This is a genomic window from Solibacillus sp. FSL W7-1436 (assembly GCF_038007305.1).
GTDB lineage: Bacteria > Bacillota > Bacilli > Bacillales_A > Planococcaceae > Solibacillus.
In genome coordinates this window covers 55,788-69,961 of the sequence record NZ_JBBOWV010000001.1, presented here as the reverse complement: position 1 = coordinate 69,961, position 14,174 = coordinate 55,788, and the positions used below count along the sequence as shown (strand labels likewise).

At 39.3% G+C, this 14,174-nt stretch carries 19 protein-coding genes and 1 other annotated feature; of the genes, 18 read left to right on the top strand and 1 reads right to left on the bottom strand.

The window, feature by feature from the left end; all coding sequences use genetic code 11:
- The first annotated feature begins 11 nt into the window (after positions 1 to 11).
- The 18 genes from mreC to MKX73_RS00290 all read left to right on the top strand — a co-directional run bounded on the left by mreC (position 12) and on the right by MKX73_RS00290 (position 13,530).
- On the top strand, positions 12 to 929 hold the full coding sequence (gene mreC / locus MKX73_RS00375; RefSeq protein ID WP_340715822.1) for a rod shape-determining protein MreC: 918 nt from the start codon (positions 12 to 14) through the stop codon (positions 927 to 929).
- A complete protein-coding gene (gene mreD, locus MKX73_RS00370) occupies positions 929 to 1,447 on the top strand; it encodes a rod shape-determining protein MreD (RefSeq protein WP_340715821.1) in 519 nt (172 codons plus the stop codon). Before mreC ends, mreD begins: the two co-directional genes overlap by 1 nt.
- 90 nt (positions 1,448 to 1,537) lie before the next feature.
- A complete protein-coding gene (locus MKX73_RS00365; RefSeq protein ID WP_340715820.1) occupies positions 1,538 to 2,206 on the top strand; it encodes a septum site-determining protein MinC in 669 nt (222 codons plus the stop codon).
- A gap of 87 nt (positions 2,207 to 2,293) precedes the next feature.
- Complete coding sequence (minD, locus tag MKX73_RS00360) at positions 2,294 to 3,091, top strand: septum site-determining protein MinD (RefSeq protein WP_340718816.1); 798 nt, start codon at positions 2,294 to 2,296, stop codon at positions 3,089 to 3,091.
- A gap of 184 nt (positions 3,092 to 3,275) precedes the next feature.
- Positions 3,276 to 3,815, top strand: a complete 540-nt coding sequence (locus MKX73_RS00355) for a hypothetical protein (RefSeq protein ID WP_340715819.1) — start codon at positions 3,276 to 3,278, stop codon at positions 3,813 to 3,815.
- Positions 3,816 to 4,427: a site-2 protease family protein gene (locus MKX73_RS00350; protein WP_340715818.1), complete on the top strand. Its 612-nt coding sequence runs from the start codon at positions 3,816 to 3,818 to the stop codon at positions 4,425 to 4,427.
- A 45-nt stretch (positions 4,428 to 4,472) separates the two neighbouring features.
- Positions 4,473 to 4,550 (top strand) — a sequence feature (ribosomal protein L21 leader region).
- Positions 4,551 to 4,564: 14 nt separating this feature from the next.
- Positions 4,565 to 4,873 (top strand): 50S ribosomal protein L21, encoded by a 309-nt coding sequence (gene rplU / locus MKX73_RS00345; RefSeq protein ID WP_008405205.1) that lies wholly within the window; start codon positions 4,565 to 4,567, stop codon positions 4,871 to 4,873.
- A gap of 16 nt (positions 4,874 to 4,889) precedes the next feature.
- Entirely contained in the window at positions 4,890 to 5,231 is a 342-nt protein-coding gene (locus MKX73_RS00340) for a ribosomal-processing cysteine protease Prp (RefSeq protein WP_340715817.1), read from the top strand.
- Between the two features lie 13 nt (positions 5,232 to 5,244).
- A complete protein-coding gene (gene rpmA, locus MKX73_RS00335; RefSeq protein ID WP_008405208.1) occupies positions 5,245 to 5,541 on the top strand; it encodes a 50S ribosomal protein L27 in 297 nt (98 codons plus the stop codon).
- 201 nt (positions 5,542 to 5,742) lie between these two features.
- Positions 5,743 to 6,258, top strand: coding sequence for a Spo0B domain-containing protein (locus MKX73_RS00330; RefSeq protein ID WP_340715816.1), 516 nt, complete (start codon positions 5,743 to 5,745; stop codon positions 6,256 to 6,258).
- Between the two features lie 12 nt (positions 6,259 to 6,270).
- Positions 6,271 to 7,560: a GTPase ObgE gene (gene obgE / locus MKX73_RS00325; protein ID WP_340715815.1), complete on the top strand. Its 1,290-nt coding sequence runs from the start codon at positions 6,271 to 6,273 to the stop codon at positions 7,558 to 7,560.
- Positions 7,561 to 7,577: 17 nt separating this feature from the next.
- Positions 7,578 to 8,033 (top strand): ACT domain-containing protein, encoded by a 456-nt coding sequence (locus MKX73_RS00320; RefSeq protein WP_340715814.1) that lies wholly within the window; start codon positions 7,578 to 7,580, stop codon positions 8,031 to 8,033.
- 151 nt (positions 8,034 to 8,184) lie between these two features.
- Positions 8,185 to 9,057, top strand: a complete 873-nt coding sequence (gene pheA, locus MKX73_RS00315; protein ID WP_340715813.1) for a prephenate dehydratase — start codon at positions 8,185 to 8,187, stop codon at positions 9,055 to 9,057.
- Positions 9,058 to 9,067: 10 nt separating this feature from the next.
- Positions 9,068 to 9,457 (top strand): thiol-disulfide oxidoreductase DCC family protein, encoded by a 390-nt coding sequence (locus MKX73_RS00310; RefSeq protein WP_340715812.1) that lies wholly within the window; start codon positions 9,068 to 9,070, stop codon positions 9,455 to 9,457.
- Between the two features lie 284 nt (positions 9,458 to 9,741).
- On the top strand, positions 9,742 to 10,929 hold the full coding sequence (locus MKX73_RS00305; RefSeq protein ID WP_340715811.1) for an IS256 family transposase: 1,188 nt from the start codon (positions 9,742 to 9,744) through the stop codon (positions 10,927 to 10,929).
- A 385-nt stretch (positions 10,930 to 11,314) separates the two neighbouring features.
- Positions 11,315 to 11,860, top strand: a complete 546-nt coding sequence (locus MKX73_RS00300) for a sigma-70 family RNA polymerase sigma factor (RefSeq protein ID WP_340715810.1) — start codon at positions 11,315 to 11,317, stop codon at positions 11,858 to 11,860.
- Complete coding sequence (locus tag MKX73_RS00295; RefSeq protein ID WP_340715809.1) at positions 11,853 to 12,248, top strand: helix-turn-helix transcriptional regulator; 396 nt, start codon at positions 11,853 to 11,855, stop codon at positions 12,246 to 12,248. Before MKX73_RS00300 ends, MKX73_RS00295 begins: the two co-directional genes overlap by 8 nt.
- Complete coding sequence (locus MKX73_RS00290; protein ID WP_340715808.1) at positions 12,238 to 13,530, top strand: FtsW/RodA/SpoVE family cell cycle protein; 1,293 nt, start codon at positions 12,238 to 12,240, stop codon at positions 13,528 to 13,530. The genes MKX73_RS00295 and MKX73_RS00290 overlap by 11 nt, the downstream gene beginning before the upstream one ends.
- Positions 13,531 to 13,582: 52 nt before the next feature.
- On the opposite strand, the gene MKX73_RS00285 is transcribed toward MKX73_RS00290, so the two are convergent.
- On the bottom strand, positions 13,583 to 14,110 hold the full coding sequence (locus tag MKX73_RS00285; RefSeq protein WP_445783298.1) for a transcription repressor NadR: 528 nt from the start codon (positions 14,108 to 14,110) through the stop codon (positions 13,583 to 13,585).
- Positions 14,111 to 14,174: the final 64 nt, after the last annotated feature.

Sequence of the window (14,174 nt, the reverse complement as noted above, 5' to 3'; positions counted from 1 at the left end):
GAGGACTGGCAGTGCCACATTTTTCTAATAAAAAGTTAATTATCCTATTAGTAAGCGTGATTTTTCTAGTGGCATTGATTGGTTTCTCTTTACGTGATCGTCATAACGCAACATTACCCGAGAAAATTATTAAAGATACAGTTGGCTTTGCACATTCACTTGTCGCAAAGCCGGCTAATTACATAACAGGTATTTTTAGCAATATTGATTCGCTGTTAAATACGTATGAAGAGAACCAGCGCTTAAAAATGCGTCTAGAAGACTTTGCCGTCTTAAAGGCGGAAGTAAGTACATTAAAGGCCGAAAATTCTTCATTGCGTGAACTCGCATCAATCGAGGAAAGTTTGCGTGATTTCGACCCAATTCAGGCGACGGTCATCGCGAGAAACCCTGATCAGTGGGAAGAAAAAATTATTTTAAATAAAGGGACAGCAGATGGTGTTGAAAAAAACATGGCTGTTATGACTTCTCGAGGGCTAGTTGGTAAAATTGTCATCGCAACACCTTATACTTCCGAAGTGGAATTGCTTTATACGAATAATGAAAACTATCGTGTATCAGCAGTAGTACATGATGAAAAGAATAGGGAAATTCATGGTTTAGTAGAAGGGTATGACGTTGAGCGTAACGAATTATTATTAAAGCGTCTCGATTCCAAAGTTGACCTGAAAGAAGGCGGGAAAGTTTTGTCTTCCGGACTTGGTGGAATCTTCCCGAAAGGTATATTGATTGGTGAGATTACAGAAGTAACAACTGATGATTTCGGTTTAACGAAAATGGCCTATGTCAAACCAGCAGCAGATTTTTCAATGATCGAACATGTTATTATTGCTAAGCGTAAAACAATTTCGGTAGATGGTTCTGACGGTGGCAGTACAAATGAAGATTTAGTAAATGGACCAGCCGATGAAAATGAGGGGGATGAGTAATGCTCGCTCGATTTTTAATTGGCTTCGTTGCTGTCTTGCTGTTTTTGCTGGAATCTGAATTCGCCGTATTCTCCCCATTGCAATTGGGCGAAGGGATCTATTATTTGATTCCGCGTTTTTTAATTTTATATTTAATCTTTCTAGCCATTTATTACAGCCGAAAAAAAGCCATGATTTATGGTCTTATTTTTGGACTTTGTTTTGATGTGTTCTTTATTAATATTATTGGTCTTTATACCGTTTTATATCCCGTTATCTGCTATATTGCAGCATGGTGTGTAAAACGTGTTCATCCACATTTAGTATTTTCTACAATTTTGGCATTATTGCTAATGATTGTTTTCGAATTTGTTGTATATGAATTTTTCTATATGCTCCAATTTACAACGATGGCACTTCAGCCGTTTCTAGTGAATCGATTAGTTCCGACAACAATTGGTAATCTATTATTTTTGATAATGCTTGCATGGGCGTTTAAATATTGTCTTAGCGCTCGTGTATTTCAACGGGCACAATAGCATTTTAAAAAACGGAAAGAAACAAAACGGACCTGAAATCCGGTTGTTTTCTTTTCGTTATTATGTAGCGCGAGGTGACTTGAAAAAGCTATGAAAAAACAACTTATCCATATTAAAGGAACAAAAGATGGGTTAGTACTTCGTTTGGATGACCAATGTTCTTTTACCGAATTAGTAGAAGAACTTGGAAAAAAAGTTACAGACGGCCATCTTGATGGTAAAATAGATGTACAACTGCACTTAGGAAAACGTTACTGTACACAAGAGCAAAAAGACCAGCTTACTGGAATTGTGGAACAACAGCAAAAACTATGTGTGAAAAAAATCCAAAGCGATGTCATTACATTAGAAGAAAGCCAAAAACTGCTTGAGACAAGTCGCTTTGAAACATTTGTAGGCATTGTGCGTTCCGGACAAACGATTCGTGTAACGGGTGATATACTTGTGTTAGGGGATGTCAATCCAAACGGACGTATTGAGGCAGGGGGTAATGTACATATTGCGGGTAAGCTAAAGGGCATTGTGCATGCAGGCATGGATGGCAATGAACAGGCAATTGTATCCGCGTCACATTTTGAACCGACACATATTTTAATTGGGAATTATGTGGAAGTAATGACGAACGAGTCGCAATATATATTGGAAAATACCGATCAAATTTTTGCCTATCTTGGAGAAAATAATGTAATAGCATATGATAGAATCCAGGAAATAAGAAATGTACGACCGAATTTATCAACATTTAAAGGAGGAAGCTAAATGAGTGATGAAGAATTATTATTCTCTAAGAATACTGATGATACTGGAGCTCAAACAGCTACCTTATATAAGGAAGGGGCCGCTAATGTGGGAGAAGCAATCGTTATAACTTCAGGAAAAGGTGGAGTAGGGAAAACTACTACGACTGCAAACCTAGGAACGGCATTGGCACTTCAAGGAAAGAAAGTTTGTCTAGTCGATACGGATATCGGACTGCGTAATTTAGACGTTATATTAGGCTTGGAAAATCGGATTATCTATGATTTAGTGGATGTAATAGAAGGCCGCTGTAAAATGCACCAGGCATTGGTAAAGGACAAGCGTGTAGATGAGCGTCTATACTTGATGCCTGCTGCCCAAAATACAGACAAAAACGCCATCAACCCTGAACAGATGAAAGTTTTGATAGATGAGTTGAAACGTGAATTTGACTATATTTTAATTGATTGTCCGGCCGGTATTGAACAAGGCTATCGCAATGCGGTCGCTGGTGCGGATCGTGCCATTGTTGTGACAACACCTGAAATTTCAGCAGTAAGAGATGCGGATCGAATTATCGGACTATTGGAGCAGGAGCCGATCGAACCGCCGAAGCTTATTATTAACCGAATCCGTAAAAGTTTGATGAACAACGGAGATGCGATGGATATTACAGAAGTAACTACTCATTTATCGATTGATTTATTGGGAATCATCGTCGATAGTGAAGATGTTATCAGTTCATCCAATAAAGGTGAACCAATCGTAATGAATCCGAACAACAAAGCATCATTGGGATACCGTAATATCGCACGCCGTATATTAGGTGATTCTGTGCCGTTAATGTCCTTGGAAGATGATCAGCCAAAAGGCGTTTTCGCAAAATTGAAAGCATTATTTAAATAAGAAGGAAGCTGTAGGGATAGTGTCAATTATTCTTTACAGCTTTTTTTGCTCAGGAAATTAAAGCTTTTGGCATGTCTGTCGGAGCTGAACGGGCGCTTTAGCACTTTTGTTCCGATGTACATGCGTTCTTGAATTGTATTGTCGTTCCTGACATATACTAGTGCAAAAAGATTGGATGGTGAGCTTGAAAAAATGGCAGTGGCTCATCGCGAGTATTGTCTTTGTTATTATTTATAGCTGTAATTATTATGGGGATATCGCTACAAAACGTGTCATCCATTCCATTGTCTACAGTTCGGATGATTTAGTCATGATGCGAAAAGCGGTTGTGAATATGTTGTCTAATGAAGACCAGCAGCTCCCTGTTAGTGCAGATGTATCGATTAGTCAATTACAGCTGTTTGAAACGATTGATCGTTTTAATGACGGATATTTACTCGTGTATGATGAACCGTTCGTATTAAATGCACTGTATGATGGATTGATTGTTTTTACGGGCCATACAAAGTATAACGGAAAAACGGTTTCGGTTGTTTATGATACAGGCGATACGGTTACATTCGGGTTTGTGGACGACTTCTATGTATTGCCATACACGACAGTAACAAAAGGAACGGTTGTCGCAACGAAAAAGAGCGGAGAGCTCTATATACAGATTGAACGTGACGGGCAAGTTTTAAATATGGAAGAAACGATTCGCTGGCTAAAGGAACAGCCGATTTAGATGAAAATTTCGATTCATCCATTGTTTTTGTTACTGCTCTTATCAATTGTTTTGTATGGAGATATTGCCTTATACAGTATTATTATCGTTTCGCTATTGTTTCATGAATTAGGTCATTTTATCGCGGCTAAACTTGTCGGAGCCAAAATAACGCAATGTAAAATTGTTCCTTACGGCGGGGAGATGACGATTAAGGACGAACTGCAATTATCCTATAAGCAGCTGATCATTATCGCTGTTGGAGGACCTGTTGCAACAGGTCTCGGAATTTTTATCAGTTTGTTTCTGCCTGATATGCTGAGTACTAGATTAATAGAAGTGCAGCTGTTTATTCTTGCTATCAATCTTGTACCGATATGGCCGCTTGATGGCGGCAGAATACTATGTTACAGCATTTTGAAACGGCAGCCGTTTTCTAAAATTTTCGAATTTTATTTAACGGCTTCTTTTTATTTACTTACGGTAACAATTATCGTACTATTATATTTATTGCCGCAATCATTATCTTTAGTGATTATTAGCCTCTTTTTATGGAGCAAAGTAATTGGAGATTGGAAATATCGGAAGTACCGTTCTGCTTTTGAGAAAATAGTAATGAAGCGGTTGACTTGATAATTTCGATGTGGTAGTATTTTAATGTTATTGTTTGTAGCACCCGTGCTACTGCAACCGCGCTGAACAGGTTTAAGTACCTTTATAGGTCACCTGCAATTCCGGGCGAGTCTGAGTCTAAGAGGAGGTGCATTTTAATGTACGCAATTATCGAAACTGGTGGTAAACAAATCAAAGTTGAAGCAGGTCAAGAAATCTATGTTGAAAAACTAGGTGTGGCTGCTGACGAAATCGTTACTTTTGACAAAGTTTTATTCGTAGGTGGAGAAACAGTTAAAGTTGGAGCTCCAACAGTTGCTGGCGCTACTGTAACAGCGAAAGTTGTTAAAGAAGGCAAGCAAAAGAAAATTACTGTTTTCAAACTTAAAGCGAAAAAGAACTACCGTCGTAAACAAGGTCACCGTCAACCATACACTAAATTAGTAGTTGAAGCTATCAACGCTTAATAAGTAGGTGACGAACATGATTACAGTAACTATTTATAGTGATGAAAATCGCAAATCGTATGGATTTGAAATTTCAGGACATGCTTTATCGGATATCTATGGTCGTGATTTAGTTTGTGCAGGTGCTTCTGCTGTTGCCTTTGGTGCAGTAAACGCAATCCCGCAAATTACAGGAATTACTCCTGAAATCGAACAAGGTACTGAAGGTGGTTACTTAAAAGTAACTGTTCCACAAGCTGAACTGAATGATGAAACAGACGCTAAATTACAAGTTATTCTGAACACAATGGTGACACAGTTCTACACAATGACTGCGAGCTATTCAGAATATATCGAATTGAAATATAAAATGATCTAGGAGGTGGAACAGAATGTTATTATTAACTTTAGATCTTCAATTCTTCGCATCTAAAAAAGGTGTAGGTTCTACTAAAAACGGACGTGACTCTGAGTCTAAACGCCTTGGTGCTAAACGTGCTGATGGTCAATTCGTAACTGGTGGTTCAATTCTTTACCGTCAACGCGGTACAAAAATTTACCCAGGTACAAACGTAGGCCGCGGTGGTGACGATACATTATTCGCAAAAGTTGACGGCGTTGTTAAATTTGAACGCTATGGTCGCGACAAGAAAAAAGTATCTGTATACCCTACAGCTCAAGAAGCATAATTCTTGCAATGAAAGGACTGCATTTATTGCAGTCCTTTTTTTAAGTTTTTATAAAATTTCATAGATGAATGCAGAGATGCCTTTATGGAAATGGATGATTGAAATTTTCTTAAGTATTGAATATGTATGAGTATGAAGTATGGAAGGAAAATAGATGAAATACTTGTTATACTAATAATATTGGAATACGGAGTGTGTGAAATGACCGTTTCAAAATTAACTGTAAGTGAAGCATTACGCTTTGCAAATCATGATTATTTGAATCAGCTTCATTTAATCCAGATGAACTTAGATTTAGGACGAGTGGACGAGGCAAAAAAGGTGATTTTTGACCAGTCTGAACATTGTAAAATACTTTCGAATATCAATCGGCTTCAGTTAACGAAAACAGTTGAATGGCTTCATACCCTATGTTGGCGTTATCCGGCTTTACAGCTAAACATGACAAGTGATGTAAGTACACCAATTCAAAGCAAGTACGATGAAGCGATTGTTCAATACTTGGAAAACACAATTATTCATGTTTACGACAAGCTTGATCCATATGAAGAGCATCAATTACTGTTAAACATCGAATCAAATGAAGATAAATGGAATATTTTATTTCATTTAAAGGGAAAATGGGAACAGTCGCCATTTTCAATAGAACAGAATATTTTTAATGTGGAAACATATGAACAGACGAATACAAGTTGGAAATATGTAATTCACATATGAGGAGTGAAAGAAATGTTTGTCGATCACGTAAAGATTTATGTTAAAGGTGGAGACGGCGGGGATGGAATGGTTGCCTTCCGCCGTGAAAAGTATGTACCAAATGGTGGGCCGGCAGGTGGAGACGGAGCACGTGGCGGTAATGTAGTTTTTGAAGTAGAAGAAGGTTTACGTACGTTAATGGATTTCCGTTACAAACGTCACTTCAAAGCTGAACGTGGAGAGCACGGAATGAGTAAAGGGATGCACGGTCGTCGTGCAGAAGATTTAATCGTTAAAGTGCCACCGGGAACAGTTGTAATGAATGCGGAAACAAAAACAGTCATTGCCGATTTAGTTGAACATGGCCAACAAGCGATTATTGCTAAAGCAGGCCGTGGTGGACGCGGTAACTGCCGTTTTGCTACACCTTCCAACCCTGCACCGGAACTAGCCGAAAAAGGCGAACCGGGCCAGGAACTGGAAGTGATTTTAGAGTTAAAAGTACTGGCGGATGTTGGATTGGTTGGTTTCCCTTCAGTAGGTAAATCGACATTACTATCTGTTGTTTCTTCTGCAAAACCTAAAATCGGCGCTTATCATTTTACAACAATCGTACCGAACTTAGGTATGGTGGAAACAGATGATGGCCGTTCATTCGCAATGGCAGATCTACCTGGTCTGATCGAAGGCGCTCACCAAGGTGTCGGATTAGGGATGCAGTTCCTGCGTCATATCGAGCGTACACGTGTCATCGTTCACGTTATCGATATGTCAGGTATGGAAGGCCGCGAACCTTATGATGATTATGTAACAATTAATAATGAGCTTGAACAGTATAATTTACGATTACTTGAGCGTCCTCAAATTGTCGTAGCAAACAAAATGGATATGCCGAATGCCGAAGAAAACTTGAAAGAGTTTAAAAAGAAAGTGGGAGAAGATGTAAAGGTCTTCCCGGTTTCAGCGGTTTCTCGTCAAGGGTTAAAACCATTGCTATTTGAAATTGCGGATCTGTTAGAAGTAACGCCTGAATTCTTATTACATGATGTAATCGACGAAGAGTCAGATGCAGTTGTAATGTACAAACATGAAGGACAAGGTGGCGACTTCGAAATTACACGTGATGATGATGGTGCATATGTGCTTTCAGGATACACAATCGAACGCCTATTCAAAATGACTGACTTCAGCCGTGAAGACGGTATTCGACGCTTTGCTCGCCAGTTACGTGCAATGGGTGTCGACGAAGAGTTACGTAAACGCGGTGCCCAAAATGGCGATACTGTACGTTTAATGGAATTCGAATTTGACTTTGTCGACTAATTAAGTGGGGGATGACGATGAAAAACGTAGCAAATCAGCGATATTACTTAGTGCGTGAAGATGTCCTGACAGATGCGATGCAAAAAACATTGGAAGCTAAACAATTATTGCAAAAAGGATCTGTTTCATCCATTTGGGATGCGGTAAAAGAAGTGGATTTATCTCGCAGCGCATTTTATAAATATCGGGATGCAGTTTTTCCTTTCCATTCGATTGTGCAAGAGCGTATTTTAACGGTTTTCATTCAACTGCAAGATCGAAAAGGTACACTTGCCAAATTACTCGAAACTGTATCTGATGCCCATTGCAATGTACTGACGATTCACCAGACGATTCCGATTCAAGGACGTGCCAATGTGACGCTTTCTTTAGATGTGACAAGCATGTCTTATGAGCTGGATGAACTTATTCGCAGCTTGAATCAACTTGAATTTATCGAATCTGCCGAAGTAATCAGTTCAGGCGCACTTTAACTTTTCTTTAAAGTGAGCTGTTCCTGTGCAAGTGCATCAGAATATAATTAAATAAAAATTGCTGTCCAATAAGTTTCAGGGCATATTGGACAGCTTTCTTTATAGGGTTAATTTACAGAAAATTTAGAACTTATAATTGAGGTGCTCTAGAATGTCAGAAAAAAATTGGGAAAAAAGAGTTGCTTACCTTGGTCCGGAAGCATCATTTACATATTTAGCGACAAAGGGTTTGTTCCCGAATGATTGGCATATTCCATACAAGTCCATCCCGGAATGTATTGAAGCTGTATCAGAAGGAAAAGTGGAGCTGGCGGTTGTGCCGGTGGAAAATGCACTGGAAGGCTCTGTTCCGCTGACAATTGACTATTTGTATCATGAATCCGAACTGTTTGTTACAGCGGAAGTCATGTCGAAAATCCAGCAGCATTTATTAGTAAATAAAAAATTCGCGGAAAATAGCGAGGCAATCGAAGAAATTTATTCACATCCGCATGCCTTGGCACAATGCCATAAATATTTATATTACAATCATGGTGACGTAAGGCAGACATCATATTCTTCAACGGCTGCCGCAGCGGAGCTTGTTTCCCGGACGGAAGACCGCTGTATCGCCGCAGTTGCGAACTTTTCTGCCGCTGAAAAATATAATTTACATATACTCGAACGTAATATCCATGATTTTCATTTTAATCATACGCGCTTCTTCGTTTTATCGAAGCAAAATATAAAACATGGTTTAGTACCGCTGCAGGCACAGCCGAAAACAACGTTTATGCTTACATTACCGACAGATGTGTCCGGTGCGCTGCATCAAGTACTTTCGGTATTTGCCTGGCGTAAACTGAACTTGAGCAAGATTGAATCGCGACCACTTAAAACCGGGCTAGGGAATTATTTCTTCATAACTGATATACTTGCAGATGAAGAGGAACCGATGATGAAAGGCGCAGTGGAAGAACTGATTGCGCTCGGCTGTACAGTAAAGTCACTCGGGACATATTATACATACGTCACACCGGAATGAGGTGAAAAGCATGAAGCGAATCTTACTATTTGATGGAGAGTGCAATTTCTGTGATGCAAGCGTACAGTTTATTATAAAACGTGATCCGAAAGCATTGTTTCAGTTTGCCTCGCTTCAAAGTGATATTGGAGCAGCTTTGTTGAAAAAGTATGATGTGCCGGAAAAAACGGACAGCATTGTGTATATAGAAAATGACCGGCATTATACGGAATCGACGGCCGCTCTTAAAATTACAGGAAATTTATCAGGTTTGTGGAAGTTGTTTTATGTATTTATTGTTGTACCAAAACCGGTTCGGGATCTTGTGTATCGGTGGATTGCCAAAAACCGCTACAAATGGTTCGGGAAAAAGCAGGAATGCATGTTACCGTCACCAGAACAGCGAAAACGATTTTTATAAAATTTTCAGGTGCACTCTGCTTTATGCGGAGTGCTCTTTTTGATTGGTCAGGCTTTTATTAGAACAATGGTGCCGGTTATTAGAAGAATTAAGCCGGTTATTAGAAAAAGTAACGAGGTTATTAGAACTTGGATGGATTTTGAAGACGCATTCGAGTTTTTTAGTAAGTTTAGGGCTGAAAAAATGTGCGTATCGAATATGTATATATAATTGTGTAAAAGTGAAAAGTCATATCAATTCCTGGGTAAATGTATTGTGCGACCAAAACATTAGGAGGAATTAATATGACTCAACTTAATCTTAACCTAAACTTAGAAGAAATTGAAGCAGCGATACTTGAATCGAATATGGACAATATCATTAAGTCTTCGGTTATTTTAATGCTCAATCAATACATGGAACATGAACGTGACGCCTATCTTCAGGCGGAAGCTTATGAGCGAAATGATACACGGGTAACCCAGCGTAATGGTTATTACGAACGCGATTATACATTGGCGATTGGAAGAATTACGCTGAAGGTTCCTCGTACACGTGACGGAAAGTTTTCGACGACTTTATTTGAACGTCATCAACGGATGGATAAAGCCTTTATTCTGTCGATGATGGAAATGGTTGTACAGGGCGTTTCCACACGTCGCGTGACAAAAATCGTAGAGGAACTCATTGGCGAAACGGTATCCGCCTCTTTTATTTCTACACTAACGAAGCGTTTGGATCCGCTTATTAAAGAGTGGGCCAGCCGTAAACTTGACCATTGTCACTTTGCGTTTTTATATGTAGATGCCATGTATATCAAAGTGCGGGAAAACCGCAAAATTGTGTCAAAGGCGGTTTATATAGCGGCGGGATTAAGAGCGGATGGAAAGACAGAAATCATTGGGTTTAAAGTGGCGAGCGTGGAGAGTTATACAGCCTGGAAAGGCTTTTTCCAAGAGCTTCTGGAGCGTGGACTGAACAAGCCTGAACTAGTTATTTCGGATGCGCATGTAGGCTTGAAGAAAGCCATTTCTGAATGCTTTTTAGGGACAGGCTGGCAACGCTGCCTCTTCCATTTTACACGAAATATTTTTACAAAACTTCCGAAAAAAGATACCCGAGCTTTTCGTCGTAAAGTAGCTGCTATTTTCCGGGAAGATACATTAAAAGATGCCAAGTTAAAATACCAGGCTCTCCAAGATGAATACAGTGAAGTGGATAAATATGAAAAAGCGATGGATGTATTGGAACAAGGTTTCGATGAAGTGACACAATACTATCAGTTTAAACCGGCGATTCACCGCTTTATCCGAACAACGAACCGGGTAGAAAATATTAATCAACAAATTAGACGGAGAGAAAAAGTAATTAGAATCTTTCCGAATCATGACTCGGCAACCCGTCTAATCGGCGCAGTATTAATGGATATTGATGATGAGATAAAGAAGAAATCACCTATGTTTAGTTATAAAAACGTGTATGTAGAAGAATAAAAAAGTGAATAGTAAAGCGCGAAATATAGGATTTCTAGGAAAGGGCTAGCCCTTTCCTAGAAATCCTATATCAACTAACAAAGAGCACATACAAAAACCCAAAAAGCATTTTACACAAGATTCTGCACTTGACTTGCGTATCGTTTATATTAGAACATTGTTGCGAGATATTAGAACAAATCATAGGGATATTTGAAAATCCGGCTGCGATATTAGATAAAAAGGAACCTATATTAGAACATCCGGCCGATATATTAGAAGATTGCTATTTTATTAGAACATAAAAATTTATATTAGAAGATCTGCAAATATATTAGAAATTCCGTTCAAGAAACCAAACTTTCCTATAATGGGGCTCGTCTAATTGGTGAAAGGAGGTATTCCGGTGGAAAGTTACTTAATAAATGATACCGCTAACTTATCAAATGAAGCGATTATAGATGAACTTATGCAACATTACGGAGAAGACGTATTAAAGCTTGTCATGCAATATGTACATAACAACTCGGTTGCCGAGGATCTGACCCAGGAAATTTTCGTCAAATGCTACAGGGCGCTTCCTTCATTTCAGAATGGTTCGTCGCTAAAAACGTGGCTTTGGCGCATTGCCATTAACCATTCGAAAGATTATCTGAAAAGCTGGTATGCCAAAAATGTCGAAGCAAAAGATAATGAAGTTTTTATGCAAGTGGAAAGCAGTATTTCCGTAGAACAGGAAGTCCTTCAACAGCAGGAAGATGCTAACTTGGTAAAGGCAGTCATGGCGCTGCCGATCAAATACCGTGAAGTGATTTATCTATGTTATTACGAAGATCAGTCGATGAAGGAAATGGCCGATGTACTGCAAATCAATGAGAGCACAGTAAAAACAAGACTTCGAAAAGGAAAGCAGCTATTAAAAAAACATCTGGAGCGTGAAGAAAATGGATGATCGTTTAAAAAATCTGAAAAAGGCGATGGATTGCACTGCATTTTCCAGCACGAAGTTCATAGAGCAGCATAAACAACATGTTCAGCGCCAGTTAAGCGTCGATGAGTTGAAAAAAGTTATTTTATCCCTTCTTTTCGAAGCAAAATCCGGTATTGAAATTACACAGTTACTCCATGTAAGGGGAGTTCGGGATGTGATCAACAATGAGGGCATGATTTATTCCATTCTACATGAACAGGAAAATGAGGGAATTGTGCTTGCCAGTTGGAATGACGGCGTTAAGTGTTACGTGTTAACAAAGGCCGGTAAAAAACAATTACAGCAAGAAGGTCAAGTGAAACTGACTTTGAAGGAACGTCTACTGGGGGTGCCCATGCATGCAGAGTGAAAGCTTCTTAAGAAAAGTCACTGCCTTTATTCGATCGAAGGAAGCTCAGGTTCATGTATATGACGAATTAAAGCACCATATAGATCATTCGAAAATTGCATGGATAAAAAAAGGGTATACACCGGAGGAAGCAGAACGTAAAGCAATCGAAGAAATGGGTTCACCGTCAGAAATCGGAAAATCCATGGATAAAATTCACCGGCCGAAAGTTGACTGGCTGCTGATTAGTTTAGTTGCCATTCTTTTAGGTGCAAGTTTTATCCCGATTTTATCATTCGACAGTACAATCATTTTTGGAACCGATATGACCGATTATTTTATACGAAATAAATGGCTGCACTTTCTATGTGCCGTAATATTGATCGCAGTCCTAATGTATACCGATTATCGGAAGATGGAACGATTCAGTCTCGCACTATATTTTAGTGCACTTATTCTGTTAATAATATTAAATTATTTCCCGACAGTTAGAGTGCAGGGCCAAAGTTATTTAATGGCTGGACCGATACAGATTCAGGCTTTGACCGTTTTACCGATGCTGTTCATTGCCTGGGCAGGTTTTTTTACGCAGGGGAAATTTAAAAGCTGGCAGTTAATCATCTTATTTGTTTTGCCATTATGGTTTATTTTAAGTGCGCCAAGCTTGTTAGCAGCCTTCCTGTATGCTGGGGTATTGACGGTTTTATTTTTTGTCAGTGATTATTCCGCCAAGACAAAAATTGTGACTAGTTTAGCGGTAAGCGGGTTCATAGCAAGCAGCATGTTCCTGATCATTCCTCAGTTGCACGATTACCAGCTTGTACGGCTTTACGCATTTTTGGATCCGGCCAGCTATGCGACAACAGAAGGCTATGTTTATCTGGCGGTTAAAAATGCATTGAATGAAGCAGGATGGTTTGGCGCGGAGACGATTCGTTATATTCCGGAAGGGCATACTGACTTCGCTTTAGTACTGCTTATTCAGAAATTCGGATATATTGCAGGAATTGTCGTCGTTTCGGTATTATTTGCCGTTGCCGTTCGTATACTTTGGAAAGTGAACCGATTACCCCGTACCTATGCGAAATTACTTGTAATTGGAGCGGTATCTTTTTACTGCATGCAGTTTGGATATTCTGTTGCCATGATACTTGGCTGGGTGCCGATTATCGGATTATCGCTTCCTTTTATCAGTTATGGTTTTACGTCACTATTATTAAATTCGTTTGTCATCGGGATTGCACTAAGTGTATATCGCAGGAAAAGCTTTACCGGATATGGAGTACAACGGAATTATTCATAAGTTAAAACAGCTTATTCATCGGACGACTGTCTTTTGAATAAGCTGTTTTAACTTAGTTTTCAATTAAGAAGCCGCGCTGGCGTAATTTTTCTTCAGCCAGATTCAAGCTCTCTTCAGAAGTCGAGCTAATGACGTGCAAGTGTGTACCGTCCGTTAATGCGGATAGATACAGGGCGTTCGTTTCCTGGACGCGTTTTACAAAATGCTCAACTTCCAGGCGGTTCGATACCATAATCGAAGCGGTAATTTCTCCATATACCGGATGTTCGACAATAACGCTTTCGACCGTAACGCCACAATCGACCAATATGAAAAGTTCTTCTTTTGCTTCGTTTGGATTGTGCATACAGACAATTTTTCGCTGAAGGCGTGTTTGCCGGACGTTGTGCATATAAATATACCCTTGGCTTGTTGCTACGATCGGTTCATTTCGTGCTTTCAATAAATTCATATCATTGACGATGACTTGTCTGGAAACATTTGTATGCTTTGCCAAATCTGTACCTGTCATCGGCTGATCAGCAGTTTTTAACAATGCAAGCAGTTCCAGACGCCGTTCTTCACCTAATAATTTTTTCAATATATTCACCTCAATTAGCATACCGGTTCCTTTTCATCTTATCATATTTACCGCTTGCTAAGCG